The following is a 19,211-nucleotide window of genomic DNA, read 5'->3' as shown; positions in this document are numbered from 1 at the left end:
AGCTAAACAACTAAGGGGCTTAGGGCTTTAGTTGGTTGGCGAAATAGGAACTGTTTCTGGTGCTTAGGGTTCAACTTGGGCACGCACGCTCGGCCACCGAATTTTAGTGAAGAATCTTCTCTGCAATGCACCCCAAGTGCCGGTAAAGTAAGCCGTCTCTTGCCAGGGTGATCGGATGAATAGCGTGCAGCTTTTACGCGGCCAGTTGCGGCCAGTGTTGATGGGTTTGTTGATGAGCGTGGCGTGTGTCACGACCGTGCAGGCCGATGACGGGGTGGCGCTTACCAGCATCGACCAGGTGCCGGAGGGTGTGGAAGTGCGTGGCAAGCAGATCGCCGCCTATACCTGGGACGATAAACAAGGCAAGAACTTGCTGGTGCTCGCCGAGCAAGTCAGCGAGCGTGACGACGACGGTACCCAGTCCGCCTTTGTGTACGCGGCCCAGTACCTGATCGACGGCAACCGCCCTAAACGCGTGTGGATGCTGTACGACGATGTGCAGCATTGCGAGTTCGACGCGTCCCTGCGCTTCGACCGGGCCGCCACCAAGGTCACCGACTTGACCGGCGACGGCATCACGCAGGCTACCGTGGGGTATTCGCGCACCTGCACCAGCGACGTCAGCCCTAACGAATTCAAGCTGATCATGCATGTCGGCAAGTCGCAGAAGTACCGTCTGCGCGGTGTCGACCGCGTCGGTGCGGCCTGGTGGGACGAAGAGGCCGGCGCACTGCGTGGCATGCCATTGCCCAAGGATTGCAGCGTGGCCGGGCAGCAGGCGCTGGTCAGCCAATACAAGGAGCAGGGCACCGAATTGCCATTGCCGGGGTGTTATGGCGACGAGAAGGACTTTGCCAAGGCGCCGGAAGCGTACCTGACGTTCATGCGCCAGCACTGGTTCGCGCTGATGCAGAAGCAGGACAGCGACTGGAGCCAGACCCTGGTCCAGCCGCAGGAGCCCACCGAGGATGACGACACCGCCCCGTGACTTTGTGCCAGGGCCCGTCCTGGGTTAGACTCGGCCTTCGCCAATTCACTAAATACCTCGATTAAACAAAGGCTTGCTCGAGGTATTTAATCCAAAGGCTGATTTACTTTGACTGAGTCTATCCGCAACCCGCTGACCCTCTACCTCACCCGCCTGGCCCCCTCCAGCCAACTGACCATGCGCTACGTACTGCAAGATGCAGCCGACCGCCTGGGCTTCGAGGACATCAACCTCGAAGACATCGACTGGCATCTGCTGCAACCCGAACACGTCATCGCCCTGGTCGCCGCTTTGCGCGAAGATGGCTATGCGCCAAACACCTCGTCGCTGTACGTGAATGCCGTGCGTGGAGTGATGAACGAAGCCTGGCGTATGAGCCTGATCAGCCAGGAACACCTGCTGCGCATGCGCACCGTCAAGGCCACACCCGGCACGCGCCTGAGCCAGGGCCGCAACCTGCGGCGCAGCCTGATCCGCGAAATGATGGAAGTCTGCGCCGCCGACCCACGCCCGCAAGGCCTGCGGGACGCGGCGGTGATCGGCATTCTGTATGGCTCCGGCATGCGCAAGTCGGAGTCGGTCAACCTCGATTTGGCGCAGATCAACTTCGAAGAGCGCAGCCTGCGGGTGATCGGCAAGGGCAACAAAGCGTTGATCAAGTACGCGCCGGACTGGGCGTTCGCTAAGTTGCAGGCGTGGCTGGCGTTTCGACGTGAGCAGCTCAAGGAGGGTGAGCAGGACGACAGCTTCCTGTTCAACCGCATTCGCCGCGGCAGCCATATCACCCGCGAGCGCATCACGAAGCATGCGATTTACTACATTGCGCGCCAGCGCGGCGAGCAGGTGGGGGTGAAGATCATGCCCCATGACTTCCGTCGCTCGTTTATTACGCGGGTGATCGAGGAGCATGACCTGTCGATCGCGCAAAAACTGGCGCATCACACCAATATCCAGACCACTGCCAGCTATGACGTGCGCGATGACAATGAGCGACGGCGGGCGGTGGATCGGTTTGATCTGTAGAACCGGCGAAGGGGATCCCCTGTGGGAGCCGGGCGTGCCCGCGATGCAGTCACCTCGGTATTTCTGGTGTACCGAGGTGATGCAATCGCAGGCAAGCCAGCTCCCACAAGGGTATTGGGCAGGGTTTAGAGGATGGGTTTGCCGCCGGTCACCGCGTAGCGCGAGCCGGAGATATAGCTGGCCTCATCCGAGGCCAGCAACACGTAAATCGGCGCCACTTCCACTGGCTGCCCAGGCCGACCCAGCGGCGTTTCACTGCCGAAGCTCTTCACGTCTTCATCGGTCATGGTCGCCACAATCAACGGCGTCCAGATCGGGCCCGGCGCGACGCTATTGACCCGAATGCCTTTACTGCCGAGCAATTGCGCCAGACCACCGGTGAAGTTGGCAATCGCGCCTTTGGTGGCGGCGTAAGGCATCAGCGTTGGCTTGGGCATGTCGGAGTTGACGGACGACGTGTTGATGATCGAGCTGCCGGCCTTCATATGCGGCACCGCCGCCTTGCACAGGCGAAACATCGCGGTGATGTTGATATCGAAGGTCTTGACCCATTCCTCGTCCGAGATTTCATCCAGCGTTTCATGGCTCATCTGGAACGCAGCATTGTTGACCAACACATCGATATGGCCGAATTGCTCGACCGTCTTGTCGACCAGCGCCTGGCAGACGCTGCGCTGCGCGATGTCGCCGGGCAGCAACAGGCACTGGCGACCGGCTTCTTCGACCCAGCGTGCTGTTTCCTTGGCGTCTTCGTGTTCGTCCAGGTAAGCGATGGCCACATCGGCGCCTTCGCGGGCAAACGCGATGGCGACCGCGCGGCCGATACCGCTGTCGGCGCCGGTAATCAGGGCGATCTTGTTGGCCAACCGACCAGCCCCTTTGTAACTCTGCTCGCCGCAATCGGGGTACGGGTCCATTTTTTTCTGGGAGCCGGGCACGGATTGAGCCTGCGGGGTGAAGGGCGGGCGAGGGTAGTCAGTCATTTCAATCTCCATAGGTTTCCAAAGGTGCTATGGGATTAGTAATGAGCAGGCCGGCGATAGTTGTAATGGATGCCGGTTGGGCCCGACGAATGGTTTACGTCGGGCCTGAGCCTATCAGGCGGAGGGCGGGGCGCTTGCCAGGTGCGCGGGCAAGCGTCGCAACGTCCACCACGTGGTGAGCATCGCCGCGATGGCACACAGTGCGATGCCGACCAACATCGGCGCGGGCGTGTGATCGGCAAACACGCCGACGAGGGTCATGGACAGCGCGGCGGTAATCATCTGGATCGCTCCGAGCAAGGCCGACGCCGAACCCGCTATCGCACCATGATCCTCCAGGGACAACACGCCGGCCGCCGGCAGCAACAGGCCGAGAAAGCCGAAGCCGATAAACAGCAGCGTCATCATCAATGCCAGGCTGTCGACCCACAACGTGGTGATTGCCAGCAGCACCATGACCGCCGCCACGGCCACTACCGACCAACGAATCAGCGGCGCCAGGCCAAAACGCGCGCTGAGGCGGGCGGTCAGTTGGCTCATCGCAAAGAACGACGCGGCGTTCAGGGCAAAGCACAGGCTGAATTGCGTAGGTGTCAGGCCGAAGTACTCGATGTACACGAACGGCGCACTGCCGATAAACACGAAGAATGTGGCCAGGCCGAAGCCGCAGACCACCGATAAACCAATGAACACCGGATCGCGCAGCAACGCCCCATAACTGCTGAATGCGTTGCCCAGGGTTTTGCCCAGCCGGCGCTCGGCGGGATGGGTTTCCGGCAGTTGCACGATGGTCATTATCAGGCACGCCACGGCGACCACCGCCAGTACGGCAAACACTTCACGCCAGCTCCACAGCGAGATCACCAGGCTGCCGGCCAGCGGCGCGAGGATGGGCGAGACACTCATCACCAGCATCAGCAGCGCCATGAGTCGCGCGGCTTCATGCCCGGTGTACAGGTCACGCACGATAGCCCGGGGAATCACCATGCCCGCGCACGCGCCGAACGCCTGCACGGCGCGAAAGGCGATCAGGCTTTCGATGGTGGGCGCCAGCGCGCAACCCACACTGCCCACGGCAAAAATCACCAGGCCGGCATAGATCGGTGGCTTGCGCCCGAACACATCACTGATCGGCCCGTAGAACAACTGGCAAACCCCAATGATGACAAAGAACACCGTGAGGCTCATTTGTACCAGCGCCGGCGAGGCGTACAGGCTGGCGCCCAGGGTTGGCAGGGCCGGCAAGTAGATGTCGATGGCAAAGGGGCCGACGGCAGTGATCAAGCCAAGGAGCAAGGCAAGGTGGGCGATACGTTGAGGCATGGGGCAGTTCCGGGCGAAGCAAAGGTCGATCAGCTTAAGGGATCCGTACAAAACCGCAAACGTGGGCTTCAATAACTCGTGGTAGCGGCCGATAACGTGACCAGTGGCGCTTCTGCGGTTGACTTTCCAACCGGCTCACCAGATACGGGGATATCTGCATGACGATCAAATTACGCTTGATTCTGTTGATTGTGACAGGACTGCTTACCGCCTTGATCATGAGCTTTGTCAGTTACCTGGGAAATACCCGGATGGGTGACGCCGTGCAGGAAAATGAAGTCAGCATGACGGTGCTGCGCAACCACATGGAAGCCGACATGATGCACGACGCCCTGCGCGCCGATGTGTTATCGGCCATGCTGGTGGGCTTGGGTAAAAGCACCAGCACCAAGGCCGAGGTCAACAGTTCGCTGCAGGAACACGCCGAGCATTTTCGCCAAGTGTTGGCGGACAACCTGAAACTGCCACTGGACGATACGCTCAAGGCAAACCTGGAAAAAATCCGCCCGAGCCTCGATAGCTATATAGGTGCAGGCGAGCGCATCGTCGCCCTGGCGCTGGACAATCCGGAAGCCGCTCGCAGCGAACTGGATACGTTCAACACCGCTTTCACCCGGCTTGAAGAACAAATGGCAACCCTGAGTGAGCTGATTGAATCCAACACCCAACAGACCAGCGTTGGCACTCACCATACCATCAGCAACGCCAACTTCACCCTGGGCACCGTGCTGATCGCCAGCCTTTTATTGCTATTGGCTCAGGGCCGCTGGGTCATCCTCAGCATCATGGGGCCGCTGCAGACGGCCAGCCGCATTGCTGCCAGCATTGCCAGTGGCAACCTGAGCGAACCGATTGTCGAGCCCAAACGCAAGGACGAAGCCAGTTCATTGATTCGCAGCCTCGCCACCATGCAGCGGGATTTGCGCGGCATGATCGAAGTGGTGCGCAGCAACGCTCATGGTGTCAATGACATGAGCGAGCAATTGAGCCACGGTTGTCATGAAGTGGCTGGCAGCAGCCAGCAACAAAGCGCAGCGGCCAGTACCATGGCTGCTGCCGCGAGTGAAATGACCGCCAGCATTGAAGAAATCACTCGGCACGCCGGGCGCGCATTGGACATGGCCAACCAGGCTGAAACCTTGGCCAAGGACGGCGGCCGGGTGATTCATCAGGTGGTCAGTGACATGGACGGCATTGCCCGTTCCGCGCAGCAATCCGCCCAGGTTATCCGCACGCTGGACAAGGAGTCCGAGGCGATTTTCAGCATTATCCAGGTGATCAAAGGGATCGCCGATCAAACCAACCTGCTCGCCCTGAATGCCGCAATCGAGGCCGCACGCGCCGGTGAGCAAGGGCGTGGTTTTGCTGTCGTCGCCGATGAAGTCCGCAGCCTTGCCGGACGCACCAGTGCTTCGACCCAGGAGATTGCCAGCATGGTCGGGCGTATCCAGCAAAGCACGCGGGAAGCGGTGACCAGCATGGAGGAGGGCGTAGCCCAAGTGGATAAAGGCATGGCGGTGACCGCCGAGGTGGAGCGGGCGATTCGCGAAATTCTCCAGGCCACCTTGAACACCACGGAAATGGTCAACGATATCTCCCGTACGATCGGGGAACAAAGCCTGGCCAGCAATGAAATTGCGCATCAGGTCGAGATGATTGCGGGTATGTCGGAGGGTAATAGCCGGGTCATCGCAACGACGGCGTCAACCACGGACGAGTTGTCGTCGTTGGCGGGCAAGCTGTCGCAGTCAGTTGATCGCTTCACGCTTTAGGCGCTTAACTATTTGATTTTAATGGTTATTTTTGTGCTTGCTATCAGGGCAGGGGACTTAAGGTTCCGTGCCCCTTTGGCACACTGCACACCGGGCTGCCTCCAACTTTCCACGAATCTCCTTAGCTCAGGCGGCGGTCTACAACCGCCTTTGTCTCGCTGACCTTTTCTCACCCATTTGTTGGTCAACATATATAACTAAACTAAATGACTATTTAGTTGAGTTATACCTTAATTGCATTAATAAAGAGCAGGGTACAAGCGTTGGGGTAACCAGTTCATTGCCCTATAATTCCCGACCATGCCCAACACTTAGGAGCAACATCGCTATGGAAACAAGCACCTCCCAACCTTGGTACAACACACGTCCCGCGCCGGTCTTCATGACGGTTTTCTACTGCACTATTGTCTTGCTGCAAGCCGGTCTCTGGGTGGGATACGTAGGATTTCCAATGGTCCGGATGGGCGACATGTCGATCTTGCTCTTTATCAATGTCTGTGCCGTCACGCTGCTGACCTTCGCAGGCGGCTTGATGCTGCTGTGCAGGAAAAAGAGCAACTCGTTGTGTTTTATTCTGGCGTTGGCGTTGGGTGCGGTTTCTACACTGAGCCTGTTGAGCAGTAATTCCTTCGGAGAGGTGTTGTCGCTTCCAGTATTCAAGGAGTACGCCTTGGTGTTCGGCATTTGGATTTACAGCCTGCAACTGCGTACTTGCGGCTATTACGATTCCAAGCACGTTGCCAGTTAGTCAGCGTCGCTGAGCTGGGCCGTATCGAGTTAACCGTCGCAGGGCTTTTTTGGCGTCGCCAGATTTAGAGTGAGGCGTCGCTGGATATTTGTGGGTGGCGTTTGCTCTGATGCGAGAAGTTCGGCTTGGTCAGCCTGGTCAGCTGGTAAAAGCAGCCTTCAGGGCTGCCCAGCTCTATAGATAAAACTTCGCATAATGTATATTATGTTAAATTGTGTATTATGCTGTGGGTGGTTAATCCCTGTATCTCAGCCACTCTCATTTGGTGTGCTGGCCCGATGGGGTTTGTGGCAGTTTTTTCCAGTACACAATCGACGAAGGCCTGACCACTGACGCCAATCCTATTCGGTCCGTCAAACAAGAATCCAACTTTAAGCAGCGCAACACGGTGATCAGCCCTGGTAAGGCGCTGACTCCGCTCCAGTGGAATTATGTAATCGAGACCGCAGAAGTCATGGCTGCAGAGGATCCTAGGCACGAGCCTACGCTATTCATTGTGGCCACCCTCTCTCTACCTCCGAATCTCTGATCTCGTCGGTTGGGACAACTGGAAGCCTACGATGGGTTCGTTCAAGTACGACGGTGAAAACGGGTGGTTCAACGTTGTCGGTAAGGGCAACAAGGCCGCGAAAATTAGCGTGCGAGACGAATATATTGAAGCCTACTTGAAGCGTTATCGGACCACACTCTCCCTTCCCCCCTTCCCCCTTTGCCGTCTTACAAGGAGAGTACTCCACTAGTCACAACGGTCAGAGGTCGAGCTGGCCTGTCAGATCGTTACATTCGTGCCCTCATTCAGAGGGTGTTCGATAAATCACAGGAGGTGTCATGCGCCTCAAGTTCACTTATACAAAATCGCTTGATGAATATCCTCCAGTGCCATGATGCGCTGGGCGGCGTTGAGTTTGATGGCTTCCTTGGGCATGCCGAACACCACGCAACTGGCTTCGTCCTGGGCGACTGTCGCGGCCCCGGCCTCAAGCATTTCTTTGAGTCCGCGCGCGCCGTCGTCGCCCATGCCGGTCATGATGATGCCGGTGGCGTTCTTGCCGGCGAACTTGGCCACCGAGCGAAACAGCACATCCACTGATGGCCGGTGCCGGTTGACCAACGGTCCATCAATGACCTGGGCGTGATAATAGGCGCCGCTGCGAGTGACCATCAGGTGCTTGCCGCCAGGGGCGATCAGGGCCAGGCCAGGCAGGATGCGGTCGTTGTTGCGCGCTTCGCGCACCTCGACCTCGCATAAGCTGTTGAGGCGCTCGGCAAACGAGGCGGTGAATTTTTCTGGCATGTGCTGCACGATCACCATGCCTGGGCACACCCTCGGCAATGCCGTCAGTACCGCCTCCAACGCTTGGGTACCGCCGGTGGACGTGCCGATGGCGACGATACGCTCGGTGGTCTGTGCCATGGCATGGCCATTGGCGGCAGGCAGGATCGCATCCGCACTGAGCTTGCTGGCCGGGACCCGTGCCGGGCTGGCGCTTCGCTTGCCCAGGTTCCTGACGTTGGAATTCGCTGCGGCGCGGATCGCGGTAACCAACTCGGCCGCCGACTCGATCAGGAAACTCTTCAACCCGGTGCTGGGCTTGGTGATGATTTCCACAGCACCCGCCGACAGCGCCTGCAGGGAAGTTTCCGCGCCTTTCTGGGTCAGCGAGGAACAGATCACCACCGGTGTCGGCCGCTCGCTCATGATTTTCTTGAGAAAGGTGATGCCGTCCATACGTGGCATTTCCACGTCCAGCACGATCACATCCGGCCATTCCCGGGCGAGTTTGTCCATGGCGAAAATCGGGTCGGAGGCGGCGCCCATGACGTGAATATCCGGCGTATCGCTGAGGATCGCCAGCAGTACCTGGCGCACCACGGCCGAGTCATCGACCAGCAGCACACTGATTTTTTTGGTAGGCATCTTGTTGAATTATTCCCATTGGTTGGTGCCGGACCCAGACGTTGCCGTTCCACAGGTCGAACATGATCGTGCGGTAACCGGTACTGCCCATGTCCTGGGCTGTCAGGTGCAGGTGATAGTGCTCGGCAAGGGCCAGCGCTGCGCGAATATTCAGGCTGGCCACGTCCTGCGTTGGCAGGCGGCGCTGCTGCTCGGGAAACATCTTGCCGCCGCCGAACAACTTGACCTGGTAATCCCGTGCATGCGTGCCATTGACCTCGGCGTGGCGCAGCAGCAGTTCCAGGGCTTCGTCGGCATATCGGCCATCCAGGGGCTGGTGGTCGCGCAGGCGCCCCGGCAGCATGAAGTGACACATGCCGCCGATCAGCCGTTGCGGGTGCCAAAAGGTGATCGCCACGCAGGAACCGAGCAAGGTTCGTAGGCGCGTCGACTGCGTCGCAAAGCTGACCTGCCCAGGGGCTAATACCACTTCGGCCGTACCGACAGGCTTTTTCATGGCTTGCGGTAAATCGACGGTGCCACCAGCTTCAGGGTGTCATTGACGCCGTGGAGGCTTTCCGAGTGACTGATGATCAAGTAGCCGCCGGGTCTGAGCAGCGGCAGCAGGCGCGCGATTACCTGGCTCTTGGTCTGCTGGTCGAAATAAATCATCACGTTGCGCAGGAAGATCACCTCGAACTCTCCCAGGGCGGGCAGCGCTTCGTTAAGGTTGACCTGGACAAAATTGACGCGGCTACGCAAGGCCTTGTCGATCAGCAAGGTGCCCTCCTGGCGACCAATGCCCTTGAGGCAGTACTTGGCCAGCAGCGGCTGGGGCAATGTCTCGGTGCGTTCCATGGAGTAATGGCCGGTGCGCGCCTTGGCCAGCACTTGGGAGCTGATGTCCGAGCCGACCACTTCCCAGGGCGTGCTGCCGAGGCTTTCGGCCAGGGTCATCGCCAGGCTGTAGGGCTCTTCGCCCGAGGAACTGGCCGCGCTCCACACGCGAAACACCTTGCCAGGCACGGCCTGGGGCAGCACCTGCTGACGCAGGAAGTCGAAGTGCTTGGGCTCGCGAAAAAAATAGGTTTCGTTGGTGGTCAGCAAATCCAGCGCAACCTGCAATTCGCCCTTGCGCTGGTCATTCATGATCAGCTTGAAATACTCACCATAGCTCTGCAGCTCATAGTGCTTGAGGCGCTTGAACAGGCGCCCGGCCACCAGGGCTTTCTTGGCCGGCGACAGGTTGATGCCGGCCGCGCGGTACAGCCAGGTCTGGAACTGACCGAATTCACGGTCGTCGATGGAGACAGTGTCTTGCATGGTCGGGTCTCAACGCGGGTCGAGGTCGAGGGCCGGCGCCTGGCCGGCCTCGGCGAGGCTGGACATCTCATCGATAGACAGCACCCTGTCCACCTCCAGCACGATCACGAACTTGCCGTCGACCTTGGCCATGCCGCTGATGAAATCGGCGCGAATTCGCGCGCCGAAGTTGGGTGGCGGTTCGATCTGCGTGGCCGGGATCTCCCGCACGGCAGACACCGTATCGACCAGCAGCCCGATGTCCTGGGGCTGACCATCTTCGGTACTCGCTTCGATGATGATCACGCAGGAGCGCCGCGTGATCGCCGAGTTGGCCCGCCCAAAGCGCGCCGACAGGTCGACCACCGGCACCACCGCGCCGCGCAGGTTGATCACCCCGCGCACAAAAGCAGGCATCATCGGCACCACGGTCAGGCTGCCGTATTCAATAATTTCCTTGATCCCCAGAATGCCGATGGCGAACATTTCGCCGCCGAGCATAAAGGTCAGGTACTGCGCATCCTCATCTACCGCCACCGCGGTCTGCCGGTTCGTCATTACTGCGCCCATGTCACTCTCCCTAGTAAGGCCCGTATTGATCGTGCGATCAGAAGCGGGTGAAATCTGCTTCGTCCGGGGCACTGGCCATGGTGTAGGCGAACGCCTTGCGCTGCGCCGGTGGTTTCGGGCGTGGTGCCTGACGGTTGGGCTTGCTGCCCGGGCTGTCCACGCTGCTGCTTTGAACCGCGGCCTTGGGCGCCGAATCCAGCACGAAGAAGCTCATGGCCTGCTGCAGTTGCTCGGCCTGGCTGCTCATTTCCTCGGCCGTGGCCGCCAGTTCCTCGCTGCTCGAGGCATTTTGCTGGGTCACCTGGTTGAGCTGGGTCATCGCGGTGTTGATCTGCGCGACACCGGCGGCCTGTTCCTCGGACGCGGCGCTGATTTCCTGCACAAGGTCGGACGTCTTGTTGATGGAAGGCACCATTTCGTCGAGCAACTTGCCGGCTTTCTCGGCCATGTCCACGCTGCTGGAGGACAGTTCACCGATCTCTTGGGCGGCTACTTGGCTGCGTTCAGCCAGCTTGCGCACTTCGGCGGCTACCACGGCGAAACCCTTGCCGTGCTCGCCGGCCCGAGCAGCCTCGATGGCGGCATTGAGCGCGAGCAGATTGGTCTGGTAGGCAATGTCATCGATGATGCTGATGCGCTGGGCGATTTTTTTCATCGCCACCACCGTCTGCTGGACCGATTCGCCACCCTCGGTGGCTTCCTTGGCGGCCTTGCTGGCCATGCCATCGGTGACCTTGGCGTTTTCGGTGTTCTGGTTGATGCTGGCGCTCATCTGCTCGACCGACGCACTGGTTTCCTCGACGCTGGCGGCCTGCTCACTGGTGGCCTGGCTCATCGATTGCGCGGTGGCGCTGACCTCCTCGGAGGCACTGGCCAGGTTATCGGCGGCGTTACGCACTTCGCCGATGATATGCGCCAGCTTGCCGACCATATTGCGCATGGCGTTGAGCACCATGCCGGTTTCATCTTTCCCACCCGGCTCGATGTGCGCATTGAGGTTGCCTTCGGCCAATTGCTCGGCGGCGCTCGCGGCTTGGCGCAACGGGCGGGAAATGATCCGTGCGATGAATACCGCCAGGCCCAGGCCGATCAACAGGGCCGCGACCAGTACCGCGATAATCGACACGCGTGCGCTTTCGTACAGCGCCGAGCCCTTGTCACCGGCGGCAGTCGCGCCGGCGTCATTGAGCTCGACCATTTTCTGCAGGCGAGTGGTCACCTCATCAAAATGGCTCTTGGACTCTCCCCTGAGCAAACCGCGCGCCTGGGCTTCCTGGTTCTGCCGGGAAAACTCGAGCAACTGCTTGCTGGATGCCAGGTAGGCGTCCCAAGCGCTTTTCACGCTGGCCAGGAGCTGTCGATCTTCATCGTTCGACAGCAATTGCTCGTAGGTGCCCATGCGGGTTTCGAACTGTTGGCGCGCGTCGATGGCTTCGCGTTCGGCCTGGGCCTTCTCCTCTGCAATCTCGGTACCGATGTGGCGGTTTTCTTTCAAGCGGTAGTTGGCGGCAAAAAAACGCATGCCTGCCGCTGCGCGCATGGAGGGCATCCAGTTGCCCTTGATGTCCTGGGCGGCCTGGTTGACGGCACCGAGCTGAAGGACGGCGAAGCCGCCCATGGCCCCGGTGAGCGCCAGGACCACCAGGAATGAGCAGATCAATTTGGTGGAAATTTTAAGATCGTAGAACCATTTCATCGAGGAACCTCCATGGAATTGCAAATACGTCAGCGGGCGACGACCGGTAGCGACTGAGGCGCCTGGGTCGTGCGGGCTTCCAGGTGTACGATTTGGTTGAGCAGTGCCGGTACATCCAGGATCAGGGCCACCGCGCCGCTGCCCAATATGGTCGAGCCGCTGATGCCGCGCAGTGCGCCGAACAACTTGCCCAAGGGTTTGATCACGGTCTGGAACTCACCGAGCAGGTCATCCACCACCAGCCCGGCCTTATGCTCGGCGTAGCGCACCACCACCACATTCTGGCGTCGGCCAACAGGGCCTTCATGGCTGAAGTGATCACGCAGGTGCACCAGCGGCAACACCTCGCCACGCAGATCCAGATAGCCCGTGTCGCGGCTGGACTGGCGCTGGTGTTCATCCAGCTCGATACATTCCTGGACCATGTCCAGGGGAATCACGTAGGTGGACTGGTCGATGCCGACCAGGAACCCATTGATGATCGCCAGGGTCAGCGGCAAGCGAATGCGCACCACGGTGCCCTGCCCTGCGCGGCTGTCGAGGTCGACAGTGCCGCGCAACAAGGTGATATTGCGCTTGACCACGTCCATGCCGACGCCGCGCCCGGACAGGTTGGTCACGGCCTCTGCGGTGGAGAACCCCGCTTCGAAGATCAGGTTGTAGATCTCCTGGTCGGTGAGCACCGCACCGCCGGCCACCAGCCCGCGTTCCTGGGCCTTTTGCAGGATGCGTTCGCGGTTGAGCCCGGCACCGTCGTCGGCGATCTCGATGACGATGCTCCCCGAGTCATGGTAGGCATTGAGGCTCAGGTGGCCCTTGGCGGACTTGCCGGCCGCACGCCGCGCATCGGCGCTTTCGATACCGTGGTCCATGGCGTTGCGCAACAGGTGCATCAGCGGGTCGCCGATCTTCTCGACCACGGTCTTGTCCAGTTCGGTCTCCGCGCCGCTGATGCTCAGTTCGATGTCCTTGCCCAGCTCCTGGCTGATATCGCGCACCACGCGGCGGAAGCGGTTGAACGTGTCGCCGATCGGGATCATGCGCAAATGCAGGGCGCCATCGAGGATCTCTTCCACCAGCCCCGATACCGTCGAGGTGGCCTCTTGCAAGGGGTCGTTGTTACAGGAACGGGCCAGCAGGCTCGCGCCGGCGCTGGCGATGACCAGCTCGCCAACCAGATTGATCAACTCGTCGAGCTTGTCGGCGTTGACGCGTACGTAATTGCCGTCGCGGGGTTTCGCCTCGCTGGCTGCCGGACGCTGCGGTGCGGCCGTCACCAGGCCTGGCTCGGCCTGCGTCACCGGGGCGTCAGCGATGGCCGCCGTGCTGGCGGGCGCTTCGTCGACGGCACTGATGTGCACTTCACAGTCGTCACGCACAAAGTCGAATACTTCGTTGAGGGTGGCGTGGCCGGCGGTCGAGCGCAGGTCGATCTCGAAACCCAGGTAGCAGCTTTCCGGGTCCCAGCTGTCCATGGGCGGGATGCTGTCGGTCAGTGTGGTGACCTGCATCATCTGCCCCAAGGTCTCGAGGTAGCGCAGAAATGACAGGGGGTCCATGCCATTACGGAACACATCCACGCCGAAGCGCAGGGAGATGTGCCAGAGCACTTCGACCGCCGCGTCGTCGGCCACCTCAGCGGTTTCGACGATGGCAGTGGCGGTTCGCATCGGCTGATAGGCACTCAGCGCCTCGCGCAATGCCTCACCGCGCTCCAGAGCCGCAGGCGTCGGCGCTTCACCGCGGTTGGCGACCACTTCGACCAGTTCGAGCATGTGGTCGCCGCACTTGAGCAGCAGCGCGATCAATGCGGCGTCCACCGCCACATTGCCTTCGCGCAGGCGGTCAAGCACGTCTTCGACGATATGCGTGAACCCCACGATCGACGCCAGGCCGAAAAGGCCCGCCGAACCCTTGATGGTGTGTGCGGCGCGGAAAATCGCGCCAATGGCATCCTGGTCGCCGGGCTCGCTTTCCAATTGCAGCAGGGATTGCTCCATGGCCTGCAACAGCTCGCGCGCCTCTACGATGAATGTCTGCTGTGCCTGATCGAGATTGATGCTCACCGGGACTTTCCTTGTCGATCAAAAAACGTGGGAAGCGCTGACTACGAGGCCGCGCTGCGACACAGTTGGAGCGTCTGCATGACCACCTGGCTCTGGCCGGTCACGCTCAAGGCGGTACCGGCGATGCCGGCTTCACGCCGGATGACCGCGAGCAACTGCAAGCCGGCGCCATCCATTTCCGTGACCTCAGACAGGTCCAGTTCCAGGCGGGGTGCCGCGCCCATCTGCGGCAGCAGCGCCCCCGCCAGTTCCGCTACGGTGTAGATCGTAAGCTCGCCGTCAATGCGCACGTGGGCAGTGTCGTCGACTGTTTCAGTGGTTATCGGCATGGGAGCCTCCCCGGCGCCGGGATCAAGGCAGGATCAGTTTAGACACGGCTGCCAACATCTGCGCAGGCTGGAACGGCTTGACCACCCAGGCCTTGGCGCCAGCGGCCTGGCCCTCGGCCTTCTTCGACTCCTGGGACTCTGTGGTCAGCATGATGATCGGGGTGAACTTGTAGTTGGCCAGCTTCTTGACCTCCTTGACGAAGGTGATGCCGTCCATGTTGGGCATGTTCACGTCGCTGATGATCAAGTGCACTTTCTGCCCGGTCAGCTTGCCCAGGGCATCCTTGCCGTCGCTGGCCTCGATGACGTCGTAACCGGCGCTTTTCAAGGCGATGCCGACCACTTGCCGCACGCTGCTGGAGTCGTCGACCACTAATACATTCTTCGCCATGATGTGCTCCTAAAAGAAGGTGATGTCTTGAGAATTCTGCTGCACGGCCGCCTCTCCATGATGGAGGCGCCGTTGCTCGTCGGTGGCGTAGGTGGCTTCCATGCGCGCCAGCCATTGGCGGGCGTCGACGGCCAAGGCCTGGTCCGGGGCCCGGCTGGCCTGCAGGAGGTGCTCATGCAGGGCGTGCATGTTGTCTCGTACGTGGCTGAGGATCTGGCTGACCCGGTCCTGGAATTGCAGGTTCACCAACACTTCGGTCATCTCATCCCGGATGCCGTAGCTTTCCTGCTTGAGCAGGTCGGCGGATTCGGCCAGGCGCCCGGTGATGTTCTGGAAGCGTTCGAGCACCACTTGAATACTGTTTTCGGACTCGGCCACCGAATGGCTGTCCTGGTCGGCACTGCTGGACGCGGCCTGGACCAATTGCGTAATGGCGCTATTGATGATGTCAACCTTGGCCGACATCTGCTGGCCGGTTTCACTGGATTTGCTCGACAGGCTGCGCACCGCGTCGGCCACCACCGCAAAGCCGCGACCGGCCTCACCGGCACGTGCCGCTTCGATGGCTGCGTTGAGGGCCAGCAGGTTGGTTTGTGCGGCAATCGCCGCCACATCAGCGGCCATGGTGCGCAGTTCGCCAGTGTAGGCGGTCAGGCTGCGGACCTGGGCCAGGGTTTGGTCACGGCTGCTTTGAGTGGCCTTGAGCGAATTGATCACCTGGCTCAGTTCACTGTCACTGCGGGCCAGCGCCTCAAGCGCCCCGTCGGCGGCGTCGCCATCCAGTTCACCAGCAGCGTGCTGCGAGGCTTGTACCGTTTCCTGCAAGCGCGCGGCGATCCCGGTAAACCGGTTAGCCAGGCTCACAATCGCTTCTTCGGTCTGATGGCGCGAGCTTTCCACCTGCTTGGCCCAGATCGGCATGGCGCCCAGCAACACCTCATCGAGCTGTGTCCGGGAGGCCATGCCGGTGCGCGCCGCGTCGGCGTCGGCCAGATCCGCCTGCGCCCGCGCAACGCCCAGCTGTACTGCGTCACGCTGCGAACTCGCGCTCCAGGCGCAGGCACCGAGGCCGATCAGCACCAGTACCGCGCAGGCCGCCAGATTGGCCGCAGAGGTTGATTGCACGAGTGTCCAAATCACGGCCGGTACGACTGGAATGAAAGCGAACCAGCGAAAACGCGGATGACCGGGAGGGGTGATGCGGATAGATTGGCGCGGGGTCATGGGTTCGATCCTTGAACTTTGTTGCGGATATAAACGACATAGGAGTTATCTGCCCTGTGCGTAACAACTTTAGATATCCAATGTGCCTTCCGTCTGGTTTCTGCCAGATTTCAACCAGGTCCCAAAGCATGTTTTTTTGAACGAGCATCCATTAGCCTCTGGACTGGGATCGTGGGAGGTCGAGGCGGCGAGACTAGGGATGTCGAGGAGACCAGGTCTATAAACATCAATCGATGAACAGTCGCGTTAACTTTTAGAGCATTGAGCCAGTAATCTCAGGCTCGTCAGTAGTTTGCAACGCAGACCCACCCAATAAATTGTGGAGGTGACAGGATGGATAGGAAGCAGACTGTAGAGGTCAGTCAGGACATTGATGCGTCAGTTTGGCGAACGGCCAATTGGCTGAACAAGCCGAGCTTTTGCCAAGCCTTTACTGACGGCACCTTGGAGGTGGTTACCGGTTCACAAACCGACTTCTGGCGTGAAACGCACTACGGATTCATACGCGACAGCGGACATTTCTTAGGGTTTGCAACATCAGGAAGCTTTACGGCTCAGGTCAGAGTTAACGCCGATTTTCGCGAGCTCTATGATCAGGCGGGCATTATGGTCAGGCTCAATGAGGAGACTTGGCTCAAGGCAGGGATAGAATATAACGATGGAATGCCAATGATCAGTAGCGTCCTGACCAAAGGCCGGTCGGACTGGGCGCCTAGCTGCTTCACCGGTAACCCAAATGATTTTTGGCTTCGCTTAACCATTTCCGATGGAGCGCTACGCTTGCAGTATTCAACGGATGGCGTGACTTGGCCATTGCTCAGGCTTGCACCATTTCCAGAAGCGCAAAGCTATACAGTTGGCCCCATGTGCTGCACACCGGAACGGCAAGGGTTGCGGGTAAAGTTTTCTGAATGGTCTTTGAGTCAGCCTATCGGGAAAGACCTGCATGATTTGAGCTAGCCAATATGCCGAGCATACAAGTCAAGCAAGGAAGTCCCGCAACGGAAACCCCGCACGATTAGCGCTCATCGGCCAGAAGTGCCCAGCGCTCGTGATCGCACCAGACCCCGGCGATCTGAAGGTATTTCGGAGAAAACCCCTCTTTCTGAAATCCGAGACGTTTGACCAGAGCTATTGATCGCACATTTTCAGGTTGAATATTGGCTTCGATACGGTGAAGCCCTAACTCCTCAAAGGCATACATCGTTGTCAACTCGACCGCCTGGGACATTCTTCCAGTCCCAGCAAACGAGACCATGCCCCAGTAGCTGAGATAGGCGTTTTGAAATCCTTTATAGAAGATCTGGCTTAGATGGGTGACTCCGACAATGTGGCCAGATTCTCTATCGCGGGCCACTAGCCCAACGCTTGCGCCTATGATTTGAGCCGAATACCACTCCTCGAACCCCGCAGCGGTTGTGAACGGCTGTACCCAGCAGCCATGATATTCCCGGCTTTCCCGATTTGCGTGTAGAAGCTCGTCAACATCTTTGCGCGTTACCCGGGCAAGCTTAACGTCTGACATTTCCATACTATCTTTTTTCCAGAGATTTCATTGCGGTGGAAACCGTCAATACGGGGCCACCGCAACCAAAAGACGTTATACGCCTGCTGGTCTGAATCAGCGGCGCAAGAGACGGTCTAGAACCAAGAGCGCAACTGCACCAATTGCAAGTGCGGCAACCGGTTTCTCTTTAACAAACGTAGATACGCTGTCCAGTGCATCTCCATAAGTTTGGGTCAGTTGACCGGCAGCTTGGCGTCCAGCGCCTTCAGCTTCAAGCTTCGAATCACCAAACAGTTTCCCGACGACACTCTGTGCCTTCCCAGCAACTTTTTCTGCAACACCTTCTACTTGTTCACGCTTCATAAATCACCAAATCTTTGCGAGTAAGTGGGTATATCCAGGTCAACCTGAACGAGAGGTCATCTGCACTGCTTTAGGGGGATGAGCACCTTGATAAGTTCAACGTTGATGAGCATCGAAAGAGGCATCGCCTCAATCGAACCCCTCCCGGCAAGATGGGTCTGCTCTTGTATCACTCTTGGGAATAGATCCAATGTCCACGCAACACAGCCTTGTAGTACTCGCTCGCGGCGGATACGCCGCTCGGGGCGTGCTTTATTTGATCATCGGTATCTTCGCGCTGCTGGCAGCACACGATTCGACAAAACCGAAGGACAGCCATAAGAGCCTGGAAGCCTTGCTAGGCCAGCCGTTCGGCTATTTTTTGGTTGGGCTTGTGGTGGCAGGTCTGCTCGCTTTTGCAGGTTGGCGTGTCCTGCAAGCGACGCGTGATGTCGATCATCACGGCACAGAACTCAAGGGTTTGGTTATTCGAGCGGGCCTGTTTTCCGGAGGTGTCGTCAACGGTGCTTTAGCGTTTTTTGCACTCGGCCTCCTCATGAGCGGCATTCGAAGCTCGGGCAATTCCGGAGGGCAAACCAAAGATTGGCTGGCGCATCTGTTGTCTTGGGAGTACTCGAACGTGTTGGTGTACCTGATCGCCCTCCTTCCACTTGGCGTTGGAGTGGCTCACATCATTAAGGGATGGAAGGCGTCGTTCGAGAAATACTTTAATGCCGATGAAGATGTCATGCGCTACGTCCGGCCAGTGTCTCGGTTCGGTCTCATGGCACGTGGCGTCGTGTTTATAGAAATTGCGCTACTACTGGCAGTCAGCGGTTCTACCTATCAAGCCATGGACCCACCTGGTATGAAGGAAGCGCTCGACGCGCTCCAGAACCTTCCGGGTGGATGGTTGATTTTGATGGTGATGGCCTTGGGGCTGATTGCTTTCTCGGTTTACAGTTTTTCTGAAGCGTTTTGGCGCAGGATAAATATGGATGTGCCAGGAGTACCGAAAGCGTAGGTTATGCAAATCCTGAATGGCCCCAA

At 59.2% G+C, this 19,211-nt stretch carries 19 protein-coding genes and 2 pseudogenes; 8 read left to right on the top strand and 13 right to left on the bottom strand.

Annotated features, from left to right (window positions below):
* Positions 1-175 precede the first annotated feature (175 nt).
* On the top strand, positions 176-988 hold the full coding sequence (locus tag BFP95_RS04255; protein WP_049713323.1) for a M949_RS01915 family surface polysaccharide biosynthesis protein: 813 nt from the start codon (positions 176-178) through the stop codon (positions 986-988).
* A 108-nt stretch (positions 989-1,096) separates the two neighbouring features.
* Positions 1,097-2,011 carry a site-specific integrase gene (xerC, locus tag BFP95_RS04250; protein WP_065880522.1) on the top strand — a complete coding sequence of 305 codons (915 nt, stop codon included), beginning with the start codon at positions 1,097-1,099 and terminating at the stop codon, positions 2,009-2,011.
* 125 nt (positions 2,012-2,136) lie between these two features.
* Here xerC and BFP95_RS04245 read toward each other — a convergent pair whose 3' ends face one another.
* Both BFP95_RS04245 and BFP95_RS04240 read right to left on the bottom strand, forming a co-directional pair.
* On the bottom strand, positions 2,137-2,994 hold the full coding sequence (locus tag BFP95_RS04245) for an SDR family oxidoreductase (protein ID WP_065880521.1): 858 nt from the start codon (positions 2,992-2,994) through the stop codon (positions 2,137-2,139).
* Between the two features lie 114 nt (positions 2,995-3,108).
* Positions 3,109-4,317, bottom strand: coding sequence for a multidrug effflux MFS transporter (locus BFP95_RS04240; RefSeq protein WP_065909339.1), 1,209 nt, complete (start codon positions 4,315-4,317; stop codon positions 3,109-3,111).
* 158 nt (positions 4,318-4,475) lie between these two features.
* Between BFP95_RS04240 and BFP95_RS30245 the strand changes: the two are divergent.
* From BFP95_RS30245 to BFP95_RS29930, 4 genes and pseudogenes are all read left to right on the top strand, one after another.
* Positions 4,476-5,231 (top strand): annotated as a pseudogene (locus BFP95_RS30245) (MCP four helix bundle domain-containing protein); the annotation flags it as partial.
* Positions 5,226-6,089, top strand: coding sequence for a methyl-accepting chemotaxis protein (locus BFP95_RS30240; protein WP_371905344.1), 864 nt, complete (start codon positions 5,226-5,228; stop codon positions 6,087-6,089). The pseudogene BFP95_RS30245 and the gene BFP95_RS30240, both read left to right, overlap by 6 nt.
* A 328-nt stretch (positions 6,090-6,417) precedes the next feature.
* Positions 6,418-6,837 (top strand): hypothetical protein, encoded by a 420-nt coding sequence (locus tag BFP95_RS04230; RefSeq protein WP_065873094.1) that lies wholly within the window; start codon positions 6,418-6,420, stop codon positions 6,835-6,837.
* A 283-nt stretch (positions 6,838-7,120) separates the two neighbouring features.
* Positions 7,121-7,654, top strand: a pseudogene (locus BFP95_RS29930) (site-specific integrase); the annotation flags it as partial.
* Positions 7,655-7,678: 24 nt separating this feature from the next.
* Here the strand turns inward: BFP95_RS29930 and BFP95_RS04220 are convergent.
* The 9 genes from BFP95_RS04220 to BFP95_RS04180 are packed head-to-tail and all read right to left on the bottom strand — an operon-like array spanning position 7,679 to position 16,009.
* A complete protein-coding gene (locus BFP95_RS04220; RefSeq protein ID WP_065880512.1) occupies positions 7,679-8,755 on the bottom strand; it encodes a protein-glutamate methylesterase/protein-glutamine glutaminase in 1,077 nt (358 codons plus the stop codon).
* Positions 8,718-9,251: a chemoreceptor glutamine deamidase CheD gene (cheD, locus tag BFP95_RS04215; RefSeq protein WP_065873097.1), complete on the bottom strand. Its 534-nt coding sequence runs from the start codon at positions 9,249-9,251 to the stop codon at positions 8,718-8,720. Before cheD ends, BFP95_RS04220 begins: the two co-directional genes overlap by 38 nt.
* Entirely contained in the window at positions 9,248-10,057 is an 810-nt protein-coding gene (locus BFP95_RS04210; protein WP_065873098.1) for a CheR family methyltransferase, read from the bottom strand. The genes cheD and BFP95_RS04210 overlap by 4 nt, the downstream gene beginning before the upstream one ends.
* A gap of 9 nt (positions 10,058-10,066) precedes the next feature.
* The gene (locus BFP95_RS04205; protein WP_065873099.1) at positions 10,067-10,606 is read right to left on the bottom strand and encodes a chemotaxis protein CheW; all 540 of its coding nucleotides are present in this window, start codon (positions 10,604-10,606) and stop codon (positions 10,067-10,069) included.
* Positions 10,607-10,643: 37 nt separating this feature from the next.
* On the bottom strand, positions 10,644-12,302 hold the full coding sequence (locus tag BFP95_RS04200; RefSeq protein WP_065890991.1) for a methyl-accepting chemotaxis protein: 1,659 nt from the start codon (positions 12,300-12,302) through the stop codon (positions 10,644-10,646).
* Positions 12,303-12,331: 29 nt separating this feature from the next.
* Positions 12,332-14,368 carry a chemotaxis protein CheA gene (locus BFP95_RS04195; protein ID WP_065880510.1) on the bottom strand — a complete coding sequence of 679 codons (2,037 nt, stop codon included), beginning with the start codon at positions 14,366-14,368 and terminating at the stop codon, positions 12,332-12,334.
* 41 nt (positions 14,369-14,409) lie between these two features.
* Positions 14,410-14,697, bottom strand: coding sequence for an STAS domain-containing protein (locus tag BFP95_RS04190; protein WP_065873102.1), 288 nt, complete (start codon positions 14,695-14,697; stop codon positions 14,410-14,412).
* A 22-nt stretch (positions 14,698-14,719) separates the two neighbouring features.
* On the bottom strand, positions 14,720-15,088 hold the full coding sequence (locus BFP95_RS04185) for a response regulator (RefSeq protein ID WP_065873103.1): 369 nt from the start codon (positions 15,086-15,088) through the stop codon (positions 14,720-14,722).
* Between the two features lie 9 nt (positions 15,089-15,097).
* On the bottom strand, positions 15,098-16,009 hold the full coding sequence (locus tag BFP95_RS04180) for a methyl-accepting chemotaxis protein (RefSeq protein ID WP_256534136.1): 912 nt from the start codon (positions 16,007-16,009) through the stop codon (positions 15,098-15,100).
* A gap of 636 nt (positions 16,010-16,645) precedes the next feature.
* On the opposite strand from BFP95_RS04180, the gene BFP95_RS04175 reads away from it, so the two are divergent.
* On the top strand, positions 16,646-17,272 hold the full coding sequence (locus tag BFP95_RS04175) for a DUF1349 domain-containing protein (RefSeq protein ID WP_065873104.1): 627 nt from the start codon (positions 16,646-16,648) through the stop codon (positions 17,270-17,272).
* Between the two features lie 58 nt (positions 17,273-17,330).
* On the opposite strand, the gene BFP95_RS04170 is transcribed toward BFP95_RS04175, so the two are convergent.
* Both BFP95_RS04170 and BFP95_RS04165 read right to left on the bottom strand, forming a co-directional pair.
* Positions 17,331-17,843: a GNAT family N-acetyltransferase gene (locus BFP95_RS04170; protein ID WP_202895314.1), complete on the bottom strand. Its 513-nt coding sequence runs from the start codon at positions 17,841-17,843 to the stop codon at positions 17,331-17,333.
* Positions 17,844-17,933: 90 nt separating this feature from the next.
* Positions 17,934-18,182, bottom strand: a complete 249-nt coding sequence (locus BFP95_RS04165; RefSeq protein WP_065873105.1) for a CsbD family protein — start codon at positions 18,180-18,182, stop codon at positions 17,934-17,936.
* Between the two features lie 190 nt (positions 18,183-18,372).
* Here BFP95_RS04165 and BFP95_RS04160 point away from each other — a divergent pair, with 190 nt between their 5' ends.
* Positions 18,373-19,185: a DUF1206 domain-containing protein gene (locus BFP95_RS04160; RefSeq protein WP_065873106.1), complete on the top strand. Its 813-nt coding sequence runs from the start codon at positions 18,373-18,375 to the stop codon at positions 19,183-19,185.
* The last annotated feature ends 26 nt before the right edge of the window (positions 19,186-19,211 follow it).

Source organism: Pseudomonas sp. 58 R 12 (assembly GCF_900005865.1).
Classification (GTDB): domain Bacteria; phylum Pseudomonadota; class Gammaproteobacteria; order Pseudomonadales; family Pseudomonadaceae; genus Aquipseudomonas; species Aquipseudomonas tritici.
This window is presented reverse-complemented; position numbering and strand designations above follow the sequence as displayed.

Excerpts from the sequence above, each read along its gene's own strand:
- BFP95_RS04165 (WP_065873105.1), bottom strand. The coding sequence starts at position 18,182 with ATGAAGCGTGAACAAGTAGAAGGTGTTGCAGAAAAAGTTGCTGGGAAG.
- BFP95_RS04240 (WP_065909339.1), bottom strand. The coding sequence starts at position 4,317 with ATGCCTCAACGTATCGCCCACCTTGCCTTGCTCCTTGGCTTGATCACT.
- BFP95_RS04190 (WP_065873102.1), bottom strand. The coding sequence starts at position 14,697 with ATGCCGATAACCACTGAAACAGTCGACGACACTGCCCACGTGCGCATT.
- BFP95_RS04200 (WP_065890991.1), bottom strand. The coding sequence starts at position 12,302 with ATGAAATGGTTCTACGATCTTAAAATTTCCACCAAATTGATCTGCTCA.
- BFP95_RS04210 (WP_065873098.1), bottom strand. The coding sequence starts at position 10,057 with ATGCAAGACACTGTCTCCATCGACGACCGTGAATTCGGTCAGTTCCAG.
- BFP95_RS04220 (WP_065880512.1), bottom strand. The coding sequence starts at position 8,755 with ATGCCTACCAAAAAAATCAGTGTGCTGCTGGTCGATGACTCGGCCGTG.
- BFP95_RS04205 (WP_065873099.1), bottom strand. The coding sequence starts at position 10,606 with ATGGGCGCAGTAATGACGAACCGGCAGACCGCGGTGGCGGTAGATGAG.
- BFP95_RS04255 (WP_049713323.1), top strand. The coding sequence starts at position 176 with ATGAATAGCGTGCAGCTTTTACGCGGCCAGTTGCGGCCAGTGTTGATG.
- BFP95_RS04245 (WP_065880521.1), bottom strand. The coding sequence starts at position 2,994 with ATGACTGACTACCCTCGCCCGCCCTTCACCCCGCAGGCTCAATCCGTG.
- BFP95_RS04230 (WP_065873094.1), top strand. The coding sequence starts at position 6,418 with ATGGAAACAAGCACCTCCCAACCTTGGTACAACACACGTCCCGCGCCG.
- BFP95_RS04175 (WP_065873104.1), top strand. The coding sequence starts at position 16,646 with ATGGATAGGAAGCAGACTGTAGAGGTCAGTCAGGACATTGATGCGTCA.
- cheD (WP_065873097.1), bottom strand. The coding sequence starts at position 9,251 with ATGAAAAAGCCTGTCGGTACGGCCGAAGTGGTATTAGCCCCTGGGCAG.
- BFP95_RS04170 (WP_202895314.1), bottom strand. The coding sequence starts at position 17,843 with ATGGAAATGTCAGACGTTAAGCTTGCCCGGGTAACGCGCAAAGATGTT.
- BFP95_RS30240 (WP_371905344.1), top strand. The coding sequence starts at position 5,226 with ATGCAGCGGGATTTGCGCGGCATGATCGAAGTGGTGCGCAGCAACGCT.
- BFP95_RS04160 (WP_065873106.1), top strand. The coding sequence starts at position 18,373 with ATGTCCACGCAACACAGCCTTGTAGTACTCGCTCGCGGCGGATACGCC.
- BFP95_RS04180 (WP_256534136.1), bottom strand. The coding sequence starts at position 16,009 with ATGCCGATCTGGGCCAAGCAGGTGGAAAGCTCGCGCCATCAGACCGAA.
- BFP95_RS04185 (WP_065873103.1), bottom strand. The coding sequence starts at position 15,088 with ATGGCGAAGAATGTATTAGTGGTCGACGACTCCAGCAGCGTGCGGCAA.